This is a genomic window from Mycolicibacterium sp. Y3 (assembly GCF_051188035.1).
Lineage (GTDB): Bacteria > Actinomycetota > Actinomycetes > Mycobacteriales > Mycobacteriaceae > Mycobacterium > Mycobacterium fluoranthenivorans.
In genome coordinates this window covers 6,334,204-6,357,384 of sequence record NZ_JAVQLT010000001.1, presented here as the reverse complement: position 1 = coordinate 6,357,384, position 23,181 = coordinate 6,334,204, and the positions used below count along the sequence as shown (strand labels likewise).

Here is a 23,181-nt window from a genome sequence, read left to right as displayed (position 1 = left end):
TGGACTTTCACAGGAATGTGCACGCGATGGGCCGTTACCATTCGACCCGACATACCCGCCGATGAGTTTGGGATGCACTGTTCCGTTCAACCGTCAACGATGACGGCATCGCTGAGTGTTGCGGTTGCATCTGGCTCCCCGTTGGGGATGATCAATGCATCACCGTTCGCGTCGACACTGGGCCTGTCACTTCCCATCAGTCACAGCGACCGCCGACGAGAAGGACTGACTTAGTGAAAGCAACGATGATATGAGTTGGGACATTTCCCGTAGGTCCGTCTTGGGAGCTGCAGGAGCCGCTGTCGCCACCGCAGGGGCGAGTATGGCCTTGAGTTCCTGTTCGCGCGAAGAGGATTCGAGTCCACCGAACGACGAGGAGTCGATGCTTTCAACCGCCCGGGCTCCCCAGCGCAATCCCCTCCGCGGCACGCTGCTATTTCACGACACCTTCGACGACGGCTTCAACGGTTGGCGAGACCATTACAACGGCCGTGGCCCTGCGACAGCCCTTTCGCTCACCTCCTATCCCGTATTCTCTGGCAGTCACGCGCTGATGATCGGTTGCTCGGCGGCACCCGACGATGGCTATACCGATGGTTGGGCTCCTGCTAATGCGGCCGCTTTCAAGAATCTATCCCGCTACTACGACGGTCGGCTGGTGACGTTCTCGTGTTACATCGCTCATGGGTCGGATGACTCGACAGCGTCACTCGGGGGATTCTGGCTGATGATCGACACCCAAGCTTGGGACAACTCCAAGCGCGCTTTCTTCAAACTGCAGGTGAGCCGTAAGGCGGCAGGTGAATCTCGCACCCTTTCGATCTCCGACAACGACCACAAATGGGTTGATGTCTATAGCGGCTCCGATTTTGTGGCTGGAGACAACGAGAACAAATTCAACTTCGACTGGCTCAGTCTCACTGTGGATTTGGATGCAAATGATGGAGCGGGTGGATACCACTCGTGCCAGGTGAACCGGCGGACGTTCGATTTGACGAAACTCAGCGGGGGTAGTGCCAATGAGAATCCGCAGCGTGGCGGCGCGATGGCGTCGTTCGCGGGTGGGCTGAACTTCGGTGTGGCAGCGTTCCCCGGCCCGCCTGGGACGGGCGAATCGTTTATCGTCGTCGATCAGGCCGCGGCCACTGTCAATGAGGTGGCAGGCTGATGCTGCGGTTCTCGAAAACTCAGATTCTCGTTTCTTCGTCGACGACTGAGGGGCTAGGTCAAGGACCCATCCGGCCGGCATCTGCAAAAGGTCGTATCAGCCTCGCTCAGCCGGGGCACCCCATGGACTTCGGGTGGGCGGAGACTCTGACATGGGTGCTAGGCGTCGAGTCGGTCACCGGTAACCCGGCCACCTGGTCACTAGGAGTGACGTTTCAGTATTGCCTCGACAACATGGACGGCTTTCAGTACACGAAGAACCGTTGGTACGACCTCGCACCGGAGAACGTCGTCTCCGACATCGCTGAGGGTGTGCCATGGCATGGCCCGAACTTGCCGGTGCCGACGGTGGCCAATGAAACCTCGATCCTGCCGCTCACGGTGAAACGCACCATTCGCAACCATCCTCGGCGCGTCCGCGTCCTGCTCGATCCGCAATTTGCCGGTGGAGACAACCCCGGACTCTATATAAATCTTCAAGTCACGCCCAGAACCTAGGCTCGGGTCTCCGTACTCGAAGTAACCCGAGTCATACGTCGTTAACGAGAGTGGTGAGCTGGGTATGAGACTTGCTAAAGCGTGCGCAACCGTAGTTGCGGTGCTGTTGGCGGGTTGCTCGCTGGGCCAGCAGCTCACAACTTCAGAGTTTCCGCAGACGAGTACGTCACTTTCCGGTGCAAGCCACGCGGTGGCGGATTTCATCACCGAAAGCGACGCATCCGATGTGAACAGCACGGCGGGTCGGCCCTACTGGCATGCCGCCGATTCGGCATTCGGTGGTGGTAATTCGGCCCCGCCGGGGGGCGCCGGCTTGGCTGCACGAGTCACTTCGGTGCCCGCAGTGGCGGGACTTGGCACCCTCATCCCGGGCATCAAGGTGAAGGGCGGTAACATTGTCGTCAAGTCCTATGGCGGATCGTGGGGCGGTCTCTTCTCCGAGTGGGACTGGAACAATTGGATAAAACCGCAGGTTGACCGTGCGCGGATGCTGGGAATGAACACGATACGACTCATCGGCAACCCCGGCATCATCTTTGTGGCCGCGGGAGATAACTATCCTGCGATTACCTTGGAGCAGTACGTCTCCAGGTGGCGGCAACTTGCCGACTACACGAAGTCGCTCGGGATGATGCTCTACCCGGCGTTGTGTGAGAAATGGGCATTCTGGGACGGCACGACTTTCGATTTCACGAACGCGGATCGAATCGACGCGATCAAGGCTGTCGCGAAAGCGCTGGCCGCATACCCGAATGTCATCGGGTTCGACGTTTTCCAGGAAGGGTCCGGAAAAGACGACGGGTTGACGGTAAAGAACGTTCTCGACCTGTACAGCGCGATCAGGTCAGTGGCGCCGGGAATGCCGCTCACCACATCCAACTCCTCAGATGGTTTCGGAAATCCCGCGGATTTCTGGTCCGACCACAGCTCGATTCAGTACCAAGCATGGACGGCGAGTGGCGGGGCTGATTTCATCGATATTCACGTCTATTTGGAGAATGTCGATGTGTCGAACCTCTCGAATTTTTCCAGTCTGGGTAAACCGATCCTTGTGGGCGAGTTCGGAACCCCGCAGTCTTTGACGCCTGACCAACAGGTGGGCCGTATTGTCAGCGGGAAGGACCTGCACAATCTGCCAGGTGTGCTGGGAACGATAGTCTGGGGCCTTGCTGATCAGGGGACGGCAGACGCAGACAAGATCGGAGTATGGGACAACAGTGGGTTCTCACAAGGCAGTAGCCCGCTCTCTACCGAAACCGGACAGCGGACGAGCCTGACCGATCTCCTCAGCCAGTTCGACTAGCCCACATCGAGAATCGGAACGTTGACGTGGTGAGCGCGACACTGCCCGCTTCTTCCCATGAGCATGAATTCCAGTCGTGGCTACGGGCCGCCGGGCTTGATCCCGCTTCGATGATCCGCTCCTGCATACGGAGCCAAGAAGGGTCGGTAGCGCATCGCCCGACACGGAATCGACTGACAGTCGAAACGAAACAAGGCCGCGCCGTCGACTCCACAGACCAAGGCGATCTCGATGTCTCAACCCACTGATCATGTGCGATCCCCTTCCGCGACGCGAGCGGGAGCGGTCACCATGGTTGGCCAACTGGTCAAGGCGATGGTGCAGCTGGTGGGCTTGGTTGCCTTCTCACGACTGTTGAGCCCTTACGAAATCGGCCTGATTGCGATGCTCGCCGTCTTTATCATGCTCGGAGAGTTACTACGTGACTTCGGGCTGTCACAGGCTGCGATCCAAACTTCCAGTCTGACTCACGGCCAGGCGAGCAACCTGTTCTGGACGAATACGCTCGTCGGAATCGTGATGACGGCAACGCTGTCGCTGGCGGCACCTGCGGTCGCGAGCATGTACAGCGAGCCGGTCCTACGGGATATCGCGCCGTTCGTTGCGCTCGCTTTCACGATCAATGCACTTCAGGCCCAGTTCCAAGTGCGATTGGCGCGCGAGTTCCGGTTTGTCGCACTGACCATCACCGATACGACATCGCAGGTCATCGGCCTCGCCGCCGGGCTCGCCGCCGCGCTGGCCGGCGCAAGCTATTGGTCGCTCGTCATCCAGATGCTGGGTGCATACGGGTCGCTGCTGATCCTGCGGATGGCTGTCACTCGCTGGTGGCCTGGGCGCCCCCGCCGGGAGCCGGGAATGAAAGCCCTCTATCTGTTCGGCGTCCACTCGGGGGCTTCCCAGCTGATCAATTACGCCGCATCGAATACGGACAGCTATCTGATCGGTATCCGCTGGGGGGCAGGCCCGCTCGGCCTCTACAACCGCGCTTTTCAGATATTCTCCGTTCCGGCGAACCAACTGCTGGCACCCCTGACAAACGTCGCACTGCCGCTGTTATCGCGGAAACGCCACGAAGGCAACGATTTCTACCCCCTTCTGTGGAAGGCACAGGTGGTTCTCTCGGCTTCTCTGGTGTTCGTCTTCACGCTGACGGCCTCGCTCGCGGAGCCCTTGGTACACGTCGTCCTCGGACCGAAGTGGGCTGCATCTGCTCCGCTCTTGGCGATTCTGTCGATTGGCGGTGCGGCGCAGGTCCTCAGTTACGTGTCTTATTGGGCGTTTCTTGCCTCAGGAAATGCGAAGCAGCTGTTCTACTTCAGTCTTGTCACCAAGCCGATGCTTGTCGTCTGCATCCTTGTGGGGTCGATCGCCGGAGTTCAGGGTGTCGCTTGGGGATTTGCGACCGGCCTGGCGATGTCCTGGTTGATCAGTCTTGGCTGGCTTCAGCGTTGCGATTCCATGCCCGCGTGGAAGTTTCTGCGCACCGGTATTCATGTGCTCCTGTGTGGCTTCGTGGCGGGCGGAGCCGTGCGAGTGGTCACTACGCAATCAGGCATGGGCTCAACCGTTCTCACCCTCGCGGGCGGATTTGCGCTCAACAGTTGCCTCTATCTTCTGCTGCTGCTTTCGAGTACCCCGACGCGAAAATTGTTGGCCGAGTTCCTTGGTCGCGGCCTCACCCGGGTGATGGCAGGACGATGACATCGCGGTGAATCGCATTGGTTTCCGGAGCCATCGAAACCACGGAACCCGCAATGGTGTCATCGGGTCTTGGGTGAGACTCCTGCGGAACCGCTCCTCTCGAGCGCGTCGTACACCGCGGCAAATCCCGCTGCCATCGACGACGGGGAAAACTGTTCTCGTCCGAACTCCCATGCTCCGCGGCCGGCTCGGGCACACCGTTCCGGATCCTTGAGAAGTTCGACCACGGCACTTGCGTACTCGCGGGTGTCGAACGGACGTACCGCCTTCGTCGCGTCGGGCAGAAATTCCTGCACTTCATCGATATCGAACGCAAGTATCGGACGTGAATAGGAGTACGCGTCGAGTATCACCCCGGATTGGGTCATGGATATGTACGGAGTAAGCACGAGTGTCGCGTCGCGGAAATACCGCTCGACGGCCTCCTCCTCGATGAAGTGGTCGTCAAGATGGACGTTCGGGCACGCTGCGATTCGAGAAATGAGTTCGCCTGGCAGGTCCTTCGACGGCTGGCCGGCGACAGTGATCTTGATAGTGGGATCGAGTCGGTAGACCTCGTTGAAAATCTCGGGGTACATCTCGCAGCCCTTGTACAAGTTCAGCCGACCGAACACGAGGGCGCGCTTCGATGTACCGGCATCGGCGGGCTCGTAGTCCCTCCACCGTTTCAAGCCGAGCGGAGCCCGGACAATTCGACAGTTGGGCCGGAGGACCCGCTCCGCTTGCGATCGCGCTGTCTCGGAATGGACGATGATCGCATCTAGTCGGCGTTGGATTGCCTTGTGGTAAGCGACGACACCACGCTGGACCGAGTCACCGTCGTGACCTATCGGATCGTGGAACGTGTGTACCCATCGGGTGTCGATGCCTCGCCACCGCACTTGTTGCAGAAGCAAGTAGTTCCACACGTGCTTGTTCACAAAATGGATGACATCTGGCCGCACCCGTTGGATGAGCTCTGCGACGACATGGAGCGACTTCTTTGATGACCACAATGATGCAATGGATGGGCGTGGCGTTGCCGGTGTAGGTACGACGATGTTACGCGGGCCCAAGTCATACGGACTTCGCAGAGTCGCGGAACCGGCAGTCCACACATCGTGGCCGAGGGAAGCAAGCTCGTCGCTGGCGCTGTAAAGGTACTTCTGCATCGTGGGCAGGGTCGAAAATGAGATCAGCAGTACCTTCGCCAAATTCTCGGACCCTTTCATTCGGTCAAGCCGCCCGTTCGGCTCGTAGCGGATACGTGAAGCCACGGCGTCACGCGATATGCACAGGAGTGTAGAAGCTACTGCCCGACATTTTATGGCCTACGGCGATCGATCGCGACTCCCGATGAGGGAATTCGACACTGTGTGTGGCGCCGGAATGCCGAGTCAAAAATAGCTGCGATCTGCCCCGCGATGAAATAGGCCATGTGAGGAATCTGGCAACGCGGCAGTGGAATGTGCTGAGGACGGTGAACCACGTTTCTCTAATCGCATAAACGCCCACCCGAGGGGCGGCACTGTCCAATGTGCGTCTCCAGCTTTCGTAAATGAGGCAGCCGAGATACCCTCTCCCGGGAAAGTGCCGCGATACGCCGACCGTTAGCGACCCCTGGGGCGGTCCGGTCCTGTCGCTTCCTCAAGATACGTTGCCGCACAACAATTTTCATCTCCTATTGACCGCTTCGCATGACACTTTTTGCCTGACTCAAGCTAGACTCCGCGTAAGCGAATCGGTGGTTCATTGAACGTCGCGCACCTGATCCAGGAGGGCTGTTGAAGATTTTCTCCAAGCGCTGCTGCCCGCTGCGAGATCATTATTGCGAACCGTCGTTCGACAACGAATCGTTGAGGGAGTCGTTGTCAAAGGGCGGGCCGCTGCGAGGCATTGAGTGGAATGTGGCCGACCTGCGCGGGTTATTGGTGTCGTTCCCATATAGCAGCGATGACTGCAGCAGTTGAGAGCTGGTGCGCGTCCACGCTCACCTGTTCCGTACGTGACCTTTGACAGCCACCCCGGAAGCGGTCTGGCCGCTTCCCTACAGAGAGTGTGATCATGACGCCAGCAGCCAACGAATTTGAGCCGGGCGACCGCGCATGAAGCTCTTCTGGTGGTCACCTCGTAGGGATGTGCGCGCTGCATGGGTCGAACTGAGGTCGAACTCTTCTACGTGGATTCGATTGCGAGCCGGCGGAGGCAGGCTGCTCTCGAACTTCGGTGACGAGATGTCGCCACTTGTTTTTCGTTCCCTCGGATATGACGTCACCTGGGCGCCACTCGACTCGGCTGAGGTGACTGGCATAGGTTCCGTCCTCGACTTGTATATGTGGGCGCGAAAACCGACGTGCTCGGTGGTGTGGGGCTCAGGCTTGCGCACGGTTCCGACGCCCGAATCGCGGGATGCCGTGCAGCGATCAGTACGAAGATTCATCGCTGTCCGAGGCCCCAGAACACGGGACGCACTCGGGCTTCCTATGACCACCACACTGGGTGATCCAGGCCTTCTCGCCCCCGCGTTGGTCGATGGATCGAAATTGCTGCGCGGTGTGCACGCCGTTGTCGTCCCGCACTATCGGGTCTGGGCTGATCCGGAGTCTCGGGGTCACCTGAAGGCCTTGGCTGCGCAGGGCTGCGAAGTGGTCATGCCGAATGAGCACCCGATAAAGGTGGTGCGTGCCATAGGCAGCGCAGCGATCGTCTACACCTCCAGCCTGCACGGCCTGATTGTTGCCGATGCCCTTGGTGTGCCGGCGGTGTTGCTCCGATTCTCGGGGCCAGAGCACTCGGGTGAGCCCGAGTTCAAATACGCGGACTATTTCGAGAGTGTGGAATCAACACCGCGCTGGATCGATGTCCACGAGATCGCCTCCGGGAGCCGAGTATTGCTGGACCGGATCGAGATGGAGTCGGAGACCCGGCAGCGGTCGGCTGCCGCTCTCAGGTCGGGGCTCGAGGAGTCGGCTGCCCTGTTGTCGGGCGCATTATGAATGCTGGAGTGGAGGAATTGGCTACCGGCGTAGGTATCGTGCGCGCGAAGATCAGCCCTCTATGTCTATGACAAGGGTTTTCCTCATTTCGCCGTTCTCCCCGCTGGATTCTCACGACCACGCGGCCGCTGACTATATGGCTCCGCTGGTGCACGAACTCGGCAAGCTCGTCGACTTGCACGTGTACGCGCCCACCAGCTGCATAACCCGGCCTTCTGTGGTCGCTGGTGTCAACTTCCACGCGGCTTCCCCGGCGCGTAGACCAGTGACAGCAGCAGCTGGTATATACCCGTATCACTTCCGGGAATCGTGGAGCCGACAATCAACGCGCGAAGCGTTGCGCATTGTGAAGCAGATCAATCCCGATGTTGTGCACATGGAGTACATCCAGCCGGCCGAGGCTGCACTGGCAATCCGAGACGTGCCCGTGACGATGACACTGCACGACTTGGCCACGCGCGCCTATCGACAGTCACTTCGGGCGCCTTGGTATACACCCCGCGGCGCCTTTGAACGTGTAGAGCTTGCGCGGTACGGGTTCTGGGAACGAGCCGCTGTTCGACGTGCTGCGCATATCTTCACCTTCTCCGAGAACGACGCAAGGGACGTATCACATTTGGCGGTGTCCACTTCTTCACCGAGAATCGGTATCTCGTTGGATGTACCGGCTTGGTCACGCGCAGAGCGCAGCGACCCGGTGCTGCTGTTCGCGGGCGCGATGTGGCGCCCCGCGAACGTCATTGCCGCAGAGTATCTGGCACATGAGGTTCTTCCGTTGGTTCGTCGCGTACACCCCGGCGCTGTTCTTCGGATCGTCGGCGCGAGGCCCAAGGACTCGGTGCGGGAACTCGCGTGTATCCCAGGAGTGGCCGTCGTCGGGGCGACGGATGACTACTACGGGGAGTTCGGGCGCGCTGACGTGGTCTTGGCTCCCTCGATGGTTGAGGCCGGTGTGCTGCTCAAATCGCTGCATTCCCTGGCGGCGGGTGCGCCGACCGTGCTGAACTCGTTCGCCGCGCGTGGACTGGAAGGTCTCGACTGGGGGAAGGATGCCCTTGTTTCTGACGGCGCAGGGCAGATGGCGGAAGCGGTCAGCCGGGTTCTCGCCGACGCCTCATTCGCCCGAGCCCTTGGAGCCGCGGGCCGGCGCTTCGTCGAGCAGCACCATTCGTGGTCTTCTTTTGCCCGAGAGTATGCAAGGGTCTTCCGCGAATTGGCGGCAAAGTGAGTGGCCGATCGACATAGCGATAAGTGGAGGGCCCTGCCTGGTGATATGTCGATCCGGACGAGTCAACGAGGCACGGGTGCAAGAATTTCAGCATATTCCGGTGCGCGGCACGGCCTGTATTGGATCGCAAAACTGATCTTGCTCCATACGTCGCAGCGCCACTGAATCCCTTATCCTCAAGTGAAGTGGAGCCCTCATGGTTATTCGGCCGAACGCGTTTGGAGCGCATGCAATCTTGACGAACTTGGCACCGAGGTCTGGTGGGCCTGGCGCTCCGGCCGTGGACGTTGGCTCACTCGCCCTCCAGGCCGACCGCAGGGGTGTACCTGGGGCACGTCGTGCTCCGCGCGCACGTCGGTGTGTCGATTGCGGCCCAACCGCCACGTGTGGTTCCGCAGCCCGATGAACAGTCCAGTGGCGATCGTCGTGGGGTTTCGTTCAGAGACGGTGATCGGCGAGTGTATTAATGCTCTGCTTGCGGTTCCGGACCTAAGCGTCTTTGTATGGGACAACTCGCCGGATACAGCGACACGGTCAGTGATCGAGGAGTTCGGCAGCGATAGGGTCACCGTGCTGTCAGACGGTCTGAATTACGGCTTCGGCGGCGGCGTCAATCGCGCTGTTGCAGCTGCCCGTGCAGCGATTGCGGAGGACATCAGCCTTCTCGTGGTCAATCCGGACTGCGTGGTCACGCCTGACGTGGTCGATCGGCTTCATGCTCGCGTCACTGGGGCGGATGATGCCGGCATGGTGGCGCCGAGGATGCGATATCCGGATGGTCGCGCGGGATTCGCCGGCGGCCCTTGGCCATCGCTACTGAAAGAGGTTGCCGCAGCGACTCGGCTGGATGACCTGTTGCCAGTCGGACTTAGAAACAAGATCCTTGCGGGCGGCGGACGGATTATGGGGCGGCGGAACACGCTTGCGGATGGTTTGAGAGAAGGATCCGAACTGGAGGTGGACTGGGTTTCGGGCTTCTGCTTCGCAATTCGGTCCGAACTGTTCCTCGCGGTCGAGGGATTCGACGAGGATTATTTTCTGTACTACGAAGATGTCGATCTGTCACGTCGTGTGAAGGCCAGAGGCTATCGCAATCTCATTCTGCGCGATATCGAGGCGCTTCATTATGAAAGTACATCAACCCGAGGCGTGGGGAAGTCCAAAGTCTATTGGAAAGGCTTCGCGACGTATTGCGCAAAGCACAAGTCCAGAAGTGCGGCCCGGATCGCAAGTTTGCTGGCCTCATGAACGGCTATCGGGATGTGGTCGTGATGTCCCTGAAAGATCAGGGATGCTGACTCCATGACCATCATCTATGTGCTCGCCGTGGTGTTTGCCCTGGTTTTGGTACGCGGACTGCAACGAGGTCCCGAAGAAAGCTCGGCGATCACCTTGGTGTTTGTCGCCGCAGTGTGCTATCTCGCGCCAGCTTATGTTCTCTACCTGGGCGATGTGTACAAGCATGTCGACATTGCGCCGTCCTCCGTCGGTGTGACTTCAGTAATGATTGCCGTCGTCGCGGCATTGCTGATCAACCTTGCCGGGCGATTGCATTTTCCGGGAGCTTGGCTTCTTGTGCCCGCGACTATTTGGCTCGCGGTAGGTACCTGGCTTTCGTGGGGCAGGTCGGACGAGCACGATGCCGGCCTGGCGCACTTGGGTGTGGGGTTTGCCGCCTGGCTTGTCGGGACGTCATGTGCGTATGCCATACGCGCCGATCCGCGTGTCCGCGAGCGTGCCGCGATGTACCTGACCGGCCTACTCGGGATACAAGCTGTGGTGGTTACCGGACAGGCGATCGGGTTTGACATCAACCCGATGAGCGCTGAGGAGCTCGCCATCCTCGATGGGCGCTACAACGGCCTTCTGAATCATCCCGGACAGCTGGCCAACGCCACATTGATGATCTTCGTCCTCATCCTAGCGCTTCGGGATACCGCCGCTTCGTGGCGGAGCGGCCGGACGTCGCTGATCTTCGCGCTTGTCATGGGAATCTGTATCGCCGCTGGAAGTCGAGCTCAGATATTCGGAGCCCTTGTCTTGCTTATGGGTTGGGCGTTCTTTGCCTATGGGCAGAGGGCTCCGCGAGGCAAGAGGTTCGGCGCGTTGGGCATCGCGATAGTCGGGCTTGTTGCGAGCTACCCGGTACTACAGCGAAGGTTCGAGGAGGATCCGACCGGTGGTGGTCGCAGTATTCTCCAGGAAATCGGGTTACAAGCGGTGATGGATCATCCTCTCGTGGGGGTGGGGCCGAACAGCTACGTCAGTGTCATTGGGTTGTCCGACGCTCTGACAGCTTCGGGTGTGCCTGTACACAACGCCTTCCTGCTCTCGGCCGTGGAGATCGGTGTTGTCGGCGCGATTGCGTTGTGGTTGCCCGTGCTCTGGACGTTCGTCCGGGGGTTTCGCCTGCGAAAACAGGCCGGCACGGCCCACGCGCCGGCCGCGGCAGCGACTGCTTTTTTCATCCCGTTCGTCATCAGCACCTTCACGGGATGGGGTCTGTTGTCTGACCCGCTGTACGGTCTGCTGATGTTGGTGATGGGGGCGATATACGCTCTGATGTTCCCGCTCGGCGGAGATGAGGAAGTGCTGAAGCCGGCAGTTCTGCAACGTCGCGCGCGATTCTGACGCAGGCAGCGCCAGGCACGTAATCACCACGGCGGCAACGCGCTAAATCACCGCACGTCGCCGGCGTCACACGCCGTCAACAGCTCAGGGCGTAGCATCCAATCGCACGAACTGCCCTTGCCGATGCTGTTCGATGCAGGCGGCGCGGCGGATCTTGCCGCTGGTGGTGGTCGGGATCGAGCCGGGCGCCACCAGGACGATATCGGCGACGTGAAGTCCATGCGCGCGTGAAATCGCAGCGGTCACATCGTTTTTCACGACTGCCAGAGCGTCGGAACCTTCGAGTTTCTTCAGTTCGATGACGGTGACCAACTTCTCGGTCTGGTCGTCAGGCACCGCGATAGCCGCCACCCGGCCACGGGTGATCTGCTGAACGGTGGCTTCGATGTCTTCAGGGTAGTAGTTGCGGCCCCGCACGATCAGCATGTCCTTGATGCGTCCGACGATGAATAGGTCTCCTTCGGAGATGAAGCCTCGATCGCCGGTGCGCAGCCACCCCGTCTCGGGGGTGCCCGCCGGCGCATCCGCCAATGTCGCGCCGAAGGCGGAGCCGGTCTGCTCGGGTTTGCACCAGTACCCGGCGGAGACGTTCTCGCCGTGGGTCCAGATCTCGCCGATGGTGCCGTCCGGACAGGGTCGGCAAGTGTCGGCGTTGACGATTCGCACCAGCGGCGAGACTGGCATCCCGTACCTCATCAGGGGTGACCCACCCGGGCTGCGGGTCGCGACGCCCTCGACCAAATCCTCGGCGGCGAACTCGACGGCCTCGGGCACCCGGTCGCTGTTGCCGCTGGCCACGAAGACTGTTGCCTCGGCGAGTCCATACGAGGGCACCATCATCTCGGGCTGGAAGCCCACGGCGCTGAACCGCTCGTTGAACTTCACCAGGGTGGGCGGATGGATCCGCTCGGCCCCGTTGATGATGCCGAGGATCCCGCTGAGGTCGAGATCCGACAGGTCGGCATCGCTGGCGCGCCGCGCCGCGAAATCGAACGCGAAGTTGGGGGCGGCCGACCACGCGTACCTGGGCCGAGACAACGCTTGCACCCAGCGCATCGGATTGCCCAGGAACGCCAGCGGGCTCATCAGGTCCGCCGCGTGACCGGCGAAGATGGGCCCCGCGATTCCCAGCATCAAGCCCATATCGTGGTAAAACGGCAGCCACGAGACCAGTTTGGTGCCGTCGGGGAGCACGCCTCCGTGCTGGGCGAAGTAGTCGGCCATCAACTGCTCGTAGTTCGCCTGCAGGTTGCGGTGGCTGATCATCACGCCGGCCGGCAACCGAGTCGAACCCGAGGTGTACTGCAGATAGGCGGTATCCGGGCCCTGCGCCGGTGCGGAGCCTCTGGGGGCGGGTCCGTCGAGATCCAGGTTGTCCACGGACACCACCGCGATCATCGCGGCACCGTCGTCGACGTACTGCGTGGCGAGGTGGGCGACCGCCGAGGTGGTCAGCACGACCGCCGGCGATGTGTCGGCGACCACGGCGCTGACCCGCTCATCATGCGAACCGGGTACCGGCACCGACAGGGGCACAGCGATGAAACCCGCCTGCATGGCGCCCAGGAACGCCACGATGTAGTCCAGGCCCTGCGGAGCGATGATCAGCGCCCGGTCGCCAGGGGACCCGTACTGCTCGAACTCCACGGCCGCGTTGAGCGTGCGGCGGTGCACCTGCGCCCACGTCAGCGTCTCAACCACACCGGCAGGGTTGACGTCGTAGTCGGTGAAGGTGAAGGCCTCGGCGTCGGGAGTCGCGGCGGCGCGTTCCTGAAGCAGGGTCAGGAGGGACGCGTTTTGCATGGTGGTCAGGCTACTCAACGGCTTGTACGGTCATCCGGTGGTGGGCCCCGCCTACCTGTCCGACTGACATAGGTCGCGCTGAGACAGAGTGTCGATGGAGGAAGCTTGCTTACCGGCTTGATCTCTCGCGATACAGCACCACCGCGCGGAACGTACGGATGATGATCTTGATGTCGAGCCACAGCGACCAGTTCTCGATGTAGAAATTGTCGTACCGGGCCCGGTCAAAGATCGAAGTGTCCCCTTTGAGGCCACTGACTTGGGCAAAGCCGGTGAGACCCACCTGAACCCGATGCCGATAGGCGTACCGGTCCACCTCGGTGGAGAACTGCTCGACGAAATGTGGCCGTTCCGGTCGTGGACCGACAATGGTCATATCCCCGCGGAAGATGTTCCAGAGCTGAGGCAGTTCGTCGATCGACGTGCAGCGCAGGAACCGTCCGACTGGGCCAACGCGGTTGTCTGAGGCCACATTCCAACGGGTTTGTGACTCTGCCTCATTTGCCGGGCGCATCGAACGGAACTTCAGTAATTCGAACTGCTTTCCGTCTCGGCCGACGCGCACCTGCCGGAAGATGACGCCGGGTCCGCCCTCGATCCGAACCGCGATGGCCGCTGCGGCCAGCACCGGCATCAGCACGATGAGAGCAATTGTCGAGACCACGATGTCGAACACTCGCTTGATCACTCGTGTCGGTCCCTGCAGGTTGGGGTTGCGGATCCGCATGATGGGAATGGAGCCGATCTGGTCGGCGATACCGGTTTGGGTGTGGAAGTGATGCATCCGCGGAACGATCAGCAACTCCGCCGACAGGCATTCCGTGGTTCTCACGGCTGTCATCAGCGCACGTTCCTCAAACGAGCCGTCGGCAATCAGGAGCGTGTCCGCACCTGACGTCACAACGGCCATATCCAGGTCGGCCAACCGGCCGAGGCGCTTGAGGTATTGCTCGGCCGGGCAGATGTCGCAGTCATCGACGAAGCCCTCGATCTTGAGCCCGTACTCAGGGTGTTCGGCGAGAGTTCTGGCGAGTTCGGCTGCCGCCGCACCGCCGCCGATGAGGACGGTGTGGTGTCTGGTCAGCCCCCGCCGGCGGCTTGCGGCGATGAGCCGTGTGGTGATGAGCCGCCCGAGGACGACCAGCGCGATTGCCTGCGCGGCAGTCTCGAGGAAGGTCAGCACCGAGATCTTTTGATGCATATAGAGGATCGCGGTGGAAACCACGGCGGCTGCGGCCAGCAACCGCGTGAGAATCATGGGGAGTTCGTCAAGGACACTCAAGTGCAGTGGCGCGGTGTACTTGGTTCCGCCGGTGAGAAGCAGGATTCCCAGCGCGGCGAAGGCAAGCATCGAGTAGATCTGGGGTGGCCGCCACGCGAGTGGCATGAGCATCATCGCGAAGTCGATCACCGGAACCACCATGTATCCCCGGACACGACTGAGAAGTGGCCTGCTCGGCGCCGTCTTGTCGACCTGTAGCGGTTCGATGTGTGTCGTCGGGAAGCGATTGGTCCTCGATGCGCTGGCACGTTCCCAGCGGGTGCGCGGCGGTTCGAGTGCACCCCTGGACAGCTTCTTAACCGCGACGGCAGCGCTTGCGGCTTTTCCGGCGGCCGGGACATGCGTAATCGCATCAGCTACGTCTGTCACTTACCCGTCCGTTCGAAGTCAGCAAACAATCTATCCTCCGAATGATTTTGATGATCTTGCGTATATCGACGCTGAGGCCGATATCTTGCTGACGGCATCGTCAATGGGAGCAATGCTTCGTGAGTGAGTGTGCGATAGCGGGCATCCTTGGAGCCATCGCTGAAGGGGCGTTGCGAAATCCGGGCATCTAATTTGCTGGATCGCGGGGAACGCGTGACGTGCAAGGTCGGGTTGCAACTTGCGTCCGTCATGACTCGGTTCACGTCCTTTCCGCAGTTCAGAAGGATACTAATGGGCCCGCGCTGCCTTTGCACAGTGAATTATTAACGTTTCGGAAGATAAATGTCGACCCCTGGTGCTGCGAGTTGAAGGATGGCAAAAAAGGCCAGTTCAGGAGCACTGTTACCCCCAGCGAGCGTCCGCGCGGGCATCGAAACCGGCCGCGTGGCGCCGCGGTCGAAAGCGTGCAGCTTAAGCGCAGTCCAAATTTGCTGGATTGCTATCTCGTGTGCTGGTTAATGGTGGTTTGGCATCCGCTGGGAATCGTCGCGGACATTCGCCGAAGTAGCTCGATAACGCGCCGACTGAACCGCTTCGAGATGCCTTTCTGCAATAGAGCAAACCGATTGGTGCGAGACAGTGTGCGGGGAAAGTCCTCCACTGTTTGTCGTGTTGCGGCTTTCCTGCCTGATAGGGCCGGAATTGCCGATGCGGTAGGCGTGTCACTTGAGCGAATTTTGGCGACGCGCGGCGACGGATCCTGAAGTTGCTGAGGATCGCGGCCGTGGGATTGCTGAACGGGCCACCCCAGTTGCCGTACGCGACAGGGATAGTGATTATGCGACTGGTGCCAGACCTGCGCCGGCGCCCGTCAGCAACGTACGGGCGGTAGCGGGCACGTTGCACCCTGTGAACTTGAGCGGGACCTGGGTGGGTCCGCGGTGGTGATCGTGAACGAGACGTAAATTTTGGCGCGCGAACGTCGTAGGTGTCGGACCGTAACGCCGGGGCTCAGACGCCTGACAACCCCGCCAGCAGCAGCGCTGCGCCCACCACGGTCAATAGACCAGCGACTTCTCTGCGTCGACGCGCACGGATCCAGTCGTTCAGAGCGGTCATCACCGCGCTGGTCTTGGCCGGCGCCACCAGATAGGCGATCAGTGGAATTTCGACAAGGGCGAATGCGACGCCGTTGAACAAGACAAGTGCGCCCAATTGCGCAGACGTGCCGATCCCCGACGCCGCGATGACGGCGAGGGCAGCCAGATAGTCCACCGAGGGAAGGGCAATCCCGAGCCCGGCGGTTCCCGCGACCCACAGCGATTCTCCCTCCAGCAGCCGCGTCATCCACGCCGGAGGCGTTCTCGTCTTTCCTGGTATCACCGCTAGGGCGAGCGCGGCGACCAGCGCCATCACGCCGATGGCGATCTGGACGCGGGGCAAGGTGAAATGTGCCTGGGGTAACCGCTTTCCGATGACGAAAAGCACTGTCACGCCGGTGGCCAGGCCCATCGCGAACCCGCCGGCCAGAAACGCCCCCAGCTGAAGGTGCGGGCGGGGACGGTTCAGCATCACCACCGACATGCCGATGCGGAAGGGTTCCAGGCTGACCGCAACGGCCATCACCAGGAGGGTCAGCCACATGTGTCGGCTAGTCGCTCGGTGAATCGGAGGAGCGTCGGCACAATTCAAGGATTGGGGTGAGCAGTTCGGCGATGCGAGCTCCGACTGCCGCGAAATACTCCGGAGCCTGCCCGATCGGGTCGCCGATATCAGCCGCCGCCCGGCCGGCCAGGTGTGGGCGCAGCGCGGCGAGGTCAGTGACGTTGGGCGGGTTGCACTCGGCGGCAAGCAGTGCGGCCTCGCTGAGTGTGAAGGTCTTGCGGAATTGCCGCGGCGCGAGTTCCAACACGTCGTTTCTCTGCGCCGCGGTCATGGTGAGAACCAGGTCCGCGTCGTTGGCGACAGGGGCCGTGAGGTGTCGTGCCACGAAGCCGGATGGATCCCCGCCCAGTTTCTCCAGGACTCGTGCGGCGTCGGAGTGCATGGGACTACCTATGACAGCACGCGTGCCGGCACTCGAGGTGGCGAAATCCGGGATCTGCAGTGTGGCGCCACGTGCTGCGGCGAGTCGCTCACCTGTCGGCGATCGGCAAATGTTGCCGGTGCAAACGAATAGGATGTGCAGATCAGCCCCCGATTCGGTCTGGTCAAACGTGTGGATTTGCTGCTCGTAGATCACGGCATCCATCCGTGCACCAAAGTTAGCCCACCCGCTTCCGCTGTGCCACGATGGCCGCGTGAAAGGGATAATCCTGGCCGGCGGTTCGGGAACACGTTTGCACCCGATCACTTTGGGTGTGTCCAAGCAGTTGATCCCGGTCTACGACAAGCCGATGGTGTATTACCCGCTGTCGACGCTGATGCTGGCCGGTATTCGCGACATCTTGGTCATCACGACGCCGCATGACGCGCCGAGCTTCGGGCGGTTACTGGGAGACGGTTCCCGATTCGGTGTGTCGATTACCTACGCTCAGCAGCCATCGCCTGACGGGCTGGCTCAGGCGTTCACGATCGGCGCCGAATTCCTCGGCGCTGACAGCGTGGCGTTGGTGCTGGGCGACAATTTGCTCTACGGACCTGGATTGGGCACGCAACTTCAAGCCTTCAATGACATCGATGGCGGGGCGATCTTCGCCTACTGGGTGGCCGAACCCGGCGCCTACGGTGTGATCGAATTCGATCGTGATGGATTGGCGGTGTCGTTGGAGGAAAAACCCAAGGCGCCCAAGAGTAACTATGCAGTTCCGGGACTCTACTTCTACGACAATGACGTGGTGGCGATGGCGAAGTCCCTGAAGCCCAGCGCGCGTGGTGAGTACGAGATCACCGATATCAACCGAATGTACTTGGAACAGGGCCGGTTGCAGGTGCAGGTGTTGCCGCGAGGAACGGCATGGCTGGACACCGGGACATTCGATCAGATGACCGACGCCGCCGAATTCGTTCGTACCATGGAGCGGCGCACTGGATTGAAAATCGGTGCTCCTGAGGAAATCGCTTGGCGGCAAGGATATTTGACTGATGACGAGTTGCGCGAACGGGCCGAGTTGCTGGTGAAATCGGGCTACGGGACGTACTTGTTGGGTCTGCTCGACAGGAGCCACTGATGACACGGTTGCTCGTTACCGGGGGTGCCGGATTCATCGGGTCCAACTTCGTCCACTACGCCGTCGAACACACCGACCATCACCTCACCGTTCTGGACAAGCTCACCTACGCGGGCAACCGCGAGTCGCTGGCGGGCCTGCCGGAAGATCGGGTGGCCTTTGTATTGGGCGATATCGCGGATGCCGCGTTGGTCGACGACTTGGTGGGATCGGTCGATGCCGTCGTCCACTACGCCGCGGAGTCACACAACGACAACTCCTTGAGTGATCCGCATCCATTCCTGCACACGAATCTGGTCGGCAGCTTCACGCTCCTGGAAGCGGCGCGCAGGCATAGCGTTCGGCTGCACCATATTTCGACCGACGAGGTGTACGGCGACCTGGAACTCGACGACCCGGCACGTTTCACCGAAGCCACTCCGTACAACCCGTCCTCGCCCTACTCATCGACGAAAGCGGGCAGCGATCTGCTGGTGCGTGCCTGGGTACGGTCCTTCGGGGTGGAAGCCACCATCTCCAACTGCTCCAACAACTACGGGCCCTATCAGCACGTAGAGAAGTTCATTCCCCGTCAGATCACCAATATTCTGCGCGGCGTGCGCCCGAAGTTGTACGGCGAGGGTCGAAACGTGCGGGACTGGATTCACGCCGACGATCACTCGTCGGCTGTGCTGACGATCCTGGAAAAGGGGCGCGCCGGTGAGACGTACCTCATCGGTGCCGACGGTGAAATGGACAACAAAACCGTCATCGAAATGATCCTGACCTTGATGGGCCAGCCCGCCGACGCGTTCGACCATGTCACCGACCGCGCAGGGCACGATTTGCGTTACGCCATCGACTCGACCAAATTGCGCACCGAACTCGGCTGGCGGCCGCAGTACCAAGATTTCGAGAGCGGTCTGGCCGCGACCATCCAGTGGTACCGCGACAACGAATCCTGGTGGGCGCCGGCCAAAGACGCGACCGAAGCGTTCTACGCTCGCCTAGGCCAGTAACCGTGACCGAGTATGGAAAGGCGCTGCGCTGCAGTGCGACTCCGATTCCCGGTCTGACCGTCTGGGACCTACCGGTGCACGGCGACAACCGCGGTTGGTTCAAGGAGAACTGGCAGCGCGAGAAGATGGTGGCTGCCGGGCTGCCCGACTTCGGGCCGGTGCAGAACAATGTGTCGTTCAACGATGCAGTCGGCACTACCCGGGGTATCCACGCCGAGCCCTGGGACAAGCTGGTCTCGGTGGCTACCGGCCGGATCTTCGGTGCCTGGGTCGACCTGCGATCCGGCCCCTCCTTCGGAACGGTGTTTACCGCTGAGCTCGACCCGTCCCGGGCGGTGTTCGTGCCGCGTGGCGTCGGCAATGCGTTTCAAACCCTCGAGGCGAACACCGCCTACACCTATCTGGTCAACGACCACTATTCACCCGAGGCCACCTACACGTCGGTGAATCTCTCGGACGAGACCCTCGCCATCGCCTGGCCGATCCCGTTGGAAAGGGCCGAATCATCGGCCAAGGACCAGGCTCATCCCCGGCTTGCTGACATTGTTCCCGTGCTGCCACGCAAGACGCTCGTCCTCGGCGCGAACGGACAGCTGGGCCGGGCCTTGCGGGACGTGTACGCCGATGTCGCCTACATCGACTTCGCCGGGCGGGACGAGTTGGACCTCGCCGCCGCCGACTTCGATCACAGATTCCCGTGGCGGGACTATGACACCATCATCAACGCTGCGGCGTACACCGCGGTCGACGCGGCAGAGACGGCCCAAGGCCGCGCCGCGGCCTGGGCGACGAATGTCGTGGGCCTCGCTGCCTTGGCGCGGATCGCCACCGCACACGGACTGACCCTTGTCCACATCTCGAGCGACTACGTGTTCGACGGCGCCATCGAGCGGGCCTATCGCGAAGACGATCCGCTTACCCCGCTGGGCGTGTACGGCCAGACCAAGGCCGCCGGTGACCAGATCGTCAGTACAGTTCCCGGTCACTACATCGTCCGGACGTCCTGGGTTATCGGCGACGGGCCCAACTTCGTCCGCACCATGTTGAGCCTCGCTGGACGTGGCGTGAACCCGTCGGTCGTCGACGACCAGTTCGGGCGGTTGACCTTCACCTCCGAGCTGGCCGGTGCCATCCGGCACCTGTTGGACGCGCGCGTCCCGTACGGCGTGTACAACGTGACGGGCTCCGGGCCGGTGACCTCGTGGGCGGGTATCGCGCGTCGGGTGTTTGCGCTGGCTGGTCATGATCCAGATCGGGTGGCGGCGGTGAGTACCGAACGATACTTTGCCTCGATTGCAGGTCCTGTCGCACCTCGGCCACGGAATAGTGTCCTGGACCTGGCAAAAACGTATTCCGTTGGATATCGAGCAATCGGCGCTGACGAGATGCTGGCCCGTTATGTATCGGACGTAAAACAAGTCCGCGGGCAGCGCTGACCAAAGATTGCCTCGATATCGGTATTCCGCGCAATTTGCTTGGCCGTAGAAACATCCCTTCACCTGCGCTCTTTCGTGTTGACAGGGGGCACAGGGTCTGGGATTCTTTTCCCAAGTTCCTTGACGGAAGGCCATCAGAAAATGTCCGCTATCGCGACACGTTTTTCCAACGCAACGACCAAATTCCAGGTGGGAGTCGCAACGTGCGCCGTCGCGGCCGCTGCCACCCTTACCCCGGCGATTGCCGCCCAGGCCGATATCGCCACACCGGCTCCGCTGGCCCCGGTAACCCAGGTTATCGACAACATTGCTCAGGACAACTGGTTGCAGAACCAGTTGTGGTGGATCGGTAGTGCCAATCCGAATCCGCCGGCCCAGACCACTGTGCTGACGTTCACGCCACTGGCCTTGATCCCGGGTTTCCTCAAGCCGATCTACAAATCGATCACGGGCGGACTGAACTTCCAGGTGTGCCTGCTGGGGGCCAGCGCGAAGATCGGGCCATACGGCACCTTGACCGTCTCGTTCGGTAGGGGCTGCTAGTAGGCAGACCACCGCACTGGTCAGTAGGGACACATCAGCCGTCCCGTTGATGCTGCAGTCAGATAGGCCGCAGCCCTGAATGGGAAGGCGATGTCCGCTGAGCGACTCTTCGAACGATGAAGATCGAGTGGAGACTGACCGCGCGCCACGGTTCGAACGCTTTCGCGAGTTGCTGGCCCGCCGGCAGACCAAGGTACTGGCTGCGGCATTCCTGGTGATCGTCATCGCGTTCCTCGGGTGGCTTGGGTTCGAGGCGTACTCGGCCAAGAGTCAGCTGGAGCAAGCGCGGGGAGACGCGCAGCAGGCCAAAGACGCCCTGTCGGACGGCCGAGTCGAAGAGGGCCAGCGATTGGCAGACTCGGCGGCGGCCCGCGCTCAAGCAGCGAACGACGCGACGCACTCCGTGCCATGGACCATTGCCGCAGCTGTTCCCTGGTTGGGCAGTCCATTCGAGACCGGACGGCAGATCTCGAGTGTCGTGCTCGGCCTTGCCAGTGACGTGCTCAAGCCGTCTGCCCAAGTCGGCGTGACGATTTCGCCCGACAAACTATTCGAAGGTTCACGTCTGAACGTGCGCCTTCTTCAGGAGAACGAGCCGGCGCTCAGCAAGATCTCCGCGGTTGCGCGCCGTCTGGAAACCGAGGCGAGTGCGATCTCCGAACCGGCCTATCTGTCGGTACTCGGAAAGGCGCGAACGGAAGTTCAAGCCCAAACGGCAAAGATCACCTCCCTCCTGGAAAACACTGCTCTTGCAGCCCGGTTGGCCCCGTCGATGATGGGGGCCGATGGTCCGCGCACCTATTTCATGGGCTTTCAAACCAACGCCGAGGCGCGCGGCACCGGCGGAATTCTCGGTGGGTTCGGCATCCTTCATTTCGAGAACGGCAAGCCCACCGTCGAAGCGCTGGGACCCAACACCGAACTCAAGGGACCGTTCACCCCGCTCGACCTCGGACCCGAGTACGCCGAACAGTACGGCTTCGCCAACGCCAGCATAGATTTCCGCAACAGCAATCTCAGTTCGCATTTTCCGTATACGGCCCAGATCTGGAAATCCATGTGGGCGCAACAGTCCGGAACCAACGTTGACGGCGCCATCGCCATTGACCCCGTTGCGTTGAGCTACATTCTTGGCGCAGTGGGGCCGGTGACACTTGCCGACGGTGAGAAGGTCACCAAGGACAACGTCGTCGAGCTGACCGAGTCGATTGCGTACCAACGCTTTCCCACCGATCAGACGGCACGCAAGCAGTATCTCCAGGATATTGCGAACGCAGTGGTGAAGAAGATGACGGGCACCGTGGAATCACCACGACAAATGCTCGAAGCATTGGGTAAAGCAGTTGGGGAGGGCCGCATCGCCGCCTGGAGCGCGTCACCCGACGAGCAGAAACTGCTCGAAGAGACGCCTCTGGGTCATGTCGTCCCCGCAGACTCAGCGCCCTACGCCGCGGTCGTCATCAACAACCTCGGCGGTAACAAGATGGACTACTACCTGCGGCGGGAGATCGAATACGCCGCAGACGGCTGCTCCGCGGACCATCGGAACACCACGGTCACGGTGAAGTTGAAAAGTGTTGCCCCCGAAGCGCCATTGCCCGACTACGTGGCCGGAGCCAATGGCGTGATCCCGAATATTCCGTTCACCATGCCGAGCGGGTCGATGTTGACGTCGGTGCGCCTCGTGGCGACCAAGGACGCAAAGATCTTGAGCGCCTTCTCCAATGGCGAACGCATACCGGTCTTCACGGGCACCGAGCGTGGGCATCCGACGTTCGAAGTCCAAGTCGCGATCCCACCGCGTCAAGCAGGTGAGCTGGTGTTCCGATTGTCTGAACCGACCGCGCCGGGAGTGCCGCGAGTTCCGGTTCAGCCCCTGATCGACAGTGTCGTTCCGGTCGTCAAGGTGCCGGAGTGCCCGCAATGACGAAGAATCATCCCCATTGGGGGTCGGCGGTCGTCGGAGAACGTCGCATACGAGCGGGTTGACACGGCTGAAGCGTTGACCGGCGGTAGGGTTCGCGAGCGTCGACGATATGACAAACAGACTTTGAGGCGCGGAAGAGTTACGGCG

Annotated in this window: 19 protein-coding genes; 14 read left to right on the top strand and 5 right to left on the bottom strand. The window is 61.1% G+C overall.

Features of this window, described 5'->3' with window-relative positions:
* Nucleotides 1-322 precede the first annotated feature (322 nt).
* The 4 genes from QN239_RS31060 to QN239_RS31045 all read left to right on the top strand — a co-directional run bounded on the left by QN239_RS31060 (nucleotide 323) and on the right by QN239_RS31045 (nucleotide 4,672).
* The gene (locus tag QN239_RS31060; RefSeq protein ID WP_499016418.1) at nucleotides 323-1,168 is read left to right on the top strand and encodes a hypothetical protein; all 846 of its coding nucleotides are present in this window, start codon (nucleotides 323-325) and stop codon (nucleotides 1,166-1,168) included.
* A gap of 155 nt (nucleotides 1,169-1,323) precedes the next feature.
* Nucleotides 1,324-1,665, top strand: coding sequence for a hypothetical protein (locus QN239_RS31055; protein ID WP_499016416.1), 342 nt, complete (start codon nucleotides 1,324-1,326; stop codon nucleotides 1,663-1,665).
* Between the two features lie 64 nt (nucleotides 1,666-1,729).
* A complete protein-coding gene (locus QN239_RS31050; RefSeq protein WP_499016413.1) occupies nucleotides 1,730-2,968 on the top strand; it encodes a glycoside hydrolase 5 family protein in 1,239 nt (412 codons plus the stop codon).
* A 291-nt stretch (nucleotides 2,969-3,259) separates the two neighbouring features.
* On the top strand, nucleotides 3,260-4,672 hold the full coding sequence (locus QN239_RS31045; RefSeq protein WP_499016411.1) for a lipopolysaccharide biosynthesis protein: 1,413 nt from the start codon (nucleotides 3,260-3,262) through the stop codon (nucleotides 4,670-4,672).
* 59 nt (nucleotides 4,673-4,731) lie between these two features.
* On the opposite strand, the gene QN239_RS31040 is transcribed toward QN239_RS31045, so the two are convergent.
* A complete protein-coding gene (locus QN239_RS31040; RefSeq protein WP_499016409.1) occupies nucleotides 4,732-5,865 on the bottom strand; it encodes a glycosyltransferase family 4 protein in 1,134 nt (377 codons plus the stop codon).
* A gap of 891 nt (nucleotides 5,866-6,756) precedes the next feature.
* On the opposite strand from QN239_RS31040, the gene QN239_RS31035 reads away from it, so the two are divergent.
* From QN239_RS31035 to QN239_RS31020, 4 genes are all read left to right on the top strand, one after another.
* Nucleotides 6,757-7,647, top strand: coding sequence for a polysaccharide pyruvyl transferase family protein (locus QN239_RS31035; RefSeq protein ID WP_499016408.1), 891 nt, complete (start codon nucleotides 6,757-6,759; stop codon nucleotides 7,645-7,647).
* Between the two features lie 67 nt (nucleotides 7,648-7,714).
* Nucleotides 7,715-8,875 carry a glycosyltransferase family 4 protein gene (locus QN239_RS31030; protein WP_499016405.1) on the top strand — a complete coding sequence of 387 codons (1,161 nt, stop codon included), beginning with the start codon at nucleotides 7,715-7,717 and terminating at the stop codon, nucleotides 8,873-8,875.
* A gap of 414 nt (nucleotides 8,876-9,289) precedes the next feature.
* Nucleotides 9,290-10,123: a glycosyltransferase gene (locus QN239_RS31025; protein WP_499016403.1), complete on the top strand. Its 834-nt coding sequence runs from the start codon at nucleotides 9,290-9,292 to the stop codon at nucleotides 10,121-10,123.
* Between the two features lie 54 nt (nucleotides 10,124-10,177).
* Nucleotides 10,178-11,506: an O-antigen ligase family protein gene (locus QN239_RS31020; protein WP_499016401.1), complete on the top strand. Its 1,329-nt coding sequence runs from the start codon at nucleotides 10,178-10,180 to the stop codon at nucleotides 11,504-11,506.
* Nucleotides 11,507-11,590: 84 nt separating this feature from the next.
* Here the strand turns inward: QN239_RS31020 and QN239_RS31015 are convergent, their stop codons facing one another.
* Complete coding sequence (locus QN239_RS31015) at nucleotides 11,591-13,309, bottom strand: AMP-binding protein (RefSeq protein ID WP_499016399.1); 1,719 nt, start codon at nucleotides 13,307-13,309, stop codon at nucleotides 11,591-11,593.
* Nucleotides 13,310-13,418: 109 nt separating this feature from the next.
* Nucleotides 13,419-14,696, bottom strand: a complete 1,278-nt coding sequence (locus tag QN239_RS31010; protein ID WP_499017033.1) for a sugar transferase — start codon at nucleotides 14,694-14,696, stop codon at nucleotides 13,419-13,421.
* On the opposite strand from QN239_RS31010, the gene QN239_RS31005 reads away from it, so the two are divergent.
* Entirely contained in the window at nucleotides 14,695-15,087 is a 393-nt protein-coding gene (locus tag QN239_RS31005) for a hypothetical protein (protein WP_499017040.1), read from the top strand. The genes QN239_RS31010 and QN239_RS31005 overlap by 2 nt on opposite strands.
* An 884-nt stretch (nucleotides 15,088-15,971) precedes the next feature.
* Here QN239_RS31005 and QN239_RS31000 read toward each other — a convergent pair.
* Together QN239_RS31000 and QN239_RS30995 are read right to left on the bottom strand one after the other, a co-directional pair.
* A complete protein-coding gene (locus tag QN239_RS31000; protein ID WP_499016397.1) occupies nucleotides 15,972-16,604 on the bottom strand; it encodes a GAP family protein in 633 nt (210 codons plus the stop codon).
* Between the two features lie 7 nt (nucleotides 16,605-16,611).
* Nucleotides 16,612-17,148 (bottom strand): arsenate reductase/protein-tyrosine-phosphatase family protein, encoded by a 537-nt coding sequence (locus tag QN239_RS30995; RefSeq protein WP_499017032.1) that lies wholly within the window; start codon nucleotides 17,146-17,148, stop codon nucleotides 16,612-16,614.
* Nucleotides 17,149-17,260: 112 nt separating this feature from the next.
* Between QN239_RS30995 and rfbA the strand changes: the two genes are divergently transcribed.
* The 5 genes from rfbA (at nucleotide 17,261) to QN239_RS30970 (ending at nucleotide 23,034) form a co-directional block, all read left to right on the top strand.
* Complete coding sequence (rfbA, locus tag QN239_RS30990; RefSeq protein WP_499016396.1) at nucleotides 17,261-18,130, top strand: glucose-1-phosphate thymidylyltransferase RfbA; 870 nt, start codon at nucleotides 17,261-17,263, stop codon at nucleotides 18,128-18,130.
* The gene (gene rfbB, locus QN239_RS30985) at nucleotides 18,130-19,128 is read left to right on the top strand and encodes a dTDP-glucose 4,6-dehydratase (protein WP_499016394.1); all 999 of its coding nucleotides are present in this window, start codon (nucleotides 18,130-18,132) and stop codon (nucleotides 19,126-19,128) included. The genes rfbA and rfbB overlap by 1 nt, the downstream gene beginning before the upstream one ends.
* 2 nt (nucleotides 19,129-19,130) lie before the next feature.
* Nucleotides 19,131-20,564, top strand: coding sequence for a sugar nucleotide-binding protein (locus QN239_RS30980; RefSeq protein ID WP_499016392.1), 1,434 nt, complete (start codon nucleotides 19,131-19,133; stop codon nucleotides 20,562-20,564).
* A gap of 189 nt (nucleotides 20,565-20,753) precedes the next feature.
* Nucleotides 20,754-21,107: a hypothetical protein gene (locus tag QN239_RS30975; RefSeq protein ID WP_499016390.1), complete on the top strand. Its 354-nt coding sequence runs from the start codon at nucleotides 20,754-20,756 to the stop codon at nucleotides 21,105-21,107.
* A 79-nt stretch (nucleotides 21,108-21,186) separates the two neighbouring features.
* The gene (locus QN239_RS30970) at nucleotides 21,187-23,034 is read left to right on the top strand and encodes a DUF4012 domain-containing protein (RefSeq protein ID WP_499016388.1); all 1,848 of its coding nucleotides are present in this window, start codon (nucleotides 21,187-21,189) and stop codon (nucleotides 23,032-23,034) included.
* Nucleotides 23,035-23,181 lie beyond the last annotated feature (147 nt).

What these genes read in the sequence shown, in the direction of transcription:
- QN239_RS31060 (WP_499016418.1), top strand. Translation starts at nt 323, where the DNA reads ATGGCCTTGAGTTCCTGTTCGCGCGAAGAGGATTCGAGTCCACCGAAC.
- QN239_RS31050 (WP_499016413.1), top strand. Translation starts at nt 1,730, where the DNA reads ATGAGACTTGCTAAAGCGTGCGCAACCGTAGTTGCGGTGCTGTTGGCG.
- QN239_RS31045 (WP_499016411.1), top strand. Translation starts at nt 3,260, where the DNA reads ATGGTTGGCCAACTGGTCAAGGCGATGGTGCAGCTGGTGGGCTTGGTT.
- QN239_RS31035 (WP_499016408.1), top strand. Translation starts at nt 6,757, where the DNA reads ATGAAGCTCTTCTGGTGGTCACCTCGTAGGGATGTGCGCGCTGCATGG.
- QN239_RS31030 (WP_499016405.1), top strand. Translation starts at nt 7,715, where the DNA reads ATGACAAGGGTTTTCCTCATTTCGCCGTTCTCCCCGCTGGATTCTCAC.
- QN239_RS31020 (WP_499016401.1), top strand. Translation starts at nt 10,178, where the DNA reads ATGACCATCATCTATGTGCTCGCCGTGGTGTTTGCCCTGGTTTTGGTA.
- QN239_RS31015 (WP_499016399.1), bottom strand. Translation starts at nt 13,309, where the DNA reads ATGCAAAACGCGTCCCTCCTGACCCTGCTTCAGGAACGCGCCGCCGCG.
- QN239_RS31005 (WP_499017040.1), top strand. Translation starts at nt 14,695, where the DNA reads ATGAGCATCATCGCGAAGTCGATCACCGGAACCACCATGTATCCCCGG.
- QN239_RS31010 (WP_499017033.1), bottom strand. Translation starts at nt 14,696, where the DNA reads ATGCCACTCGCGTGGCGGCCACCCCAGATCTACTCGATGCTTGCCTTC.
- QN239_RS31000 (WP_499016397.1), bottom strand. Translation starts at nt 16,604, where the DNA reads ATGTGGCTGACCCTCCTGGTGATGGCCGTTGCGGTCAGCCTGGAACCC.
- rfbB (WP_499016394.1), top strand. Translation starts at nt 18,130, where the DNA reads ATGACACGGTTGCTCGTTACCGGGGGTGCCGGATTCATCGGGTCCAAC.
- QN239_RS30970 (WP_499016388.1), top strand. Translation starts at nt 21,187, where the DNA reads ATGGGAAGGCGATGTCCGCTGAGCGACTCTTCGAACGATGAAGATCGA.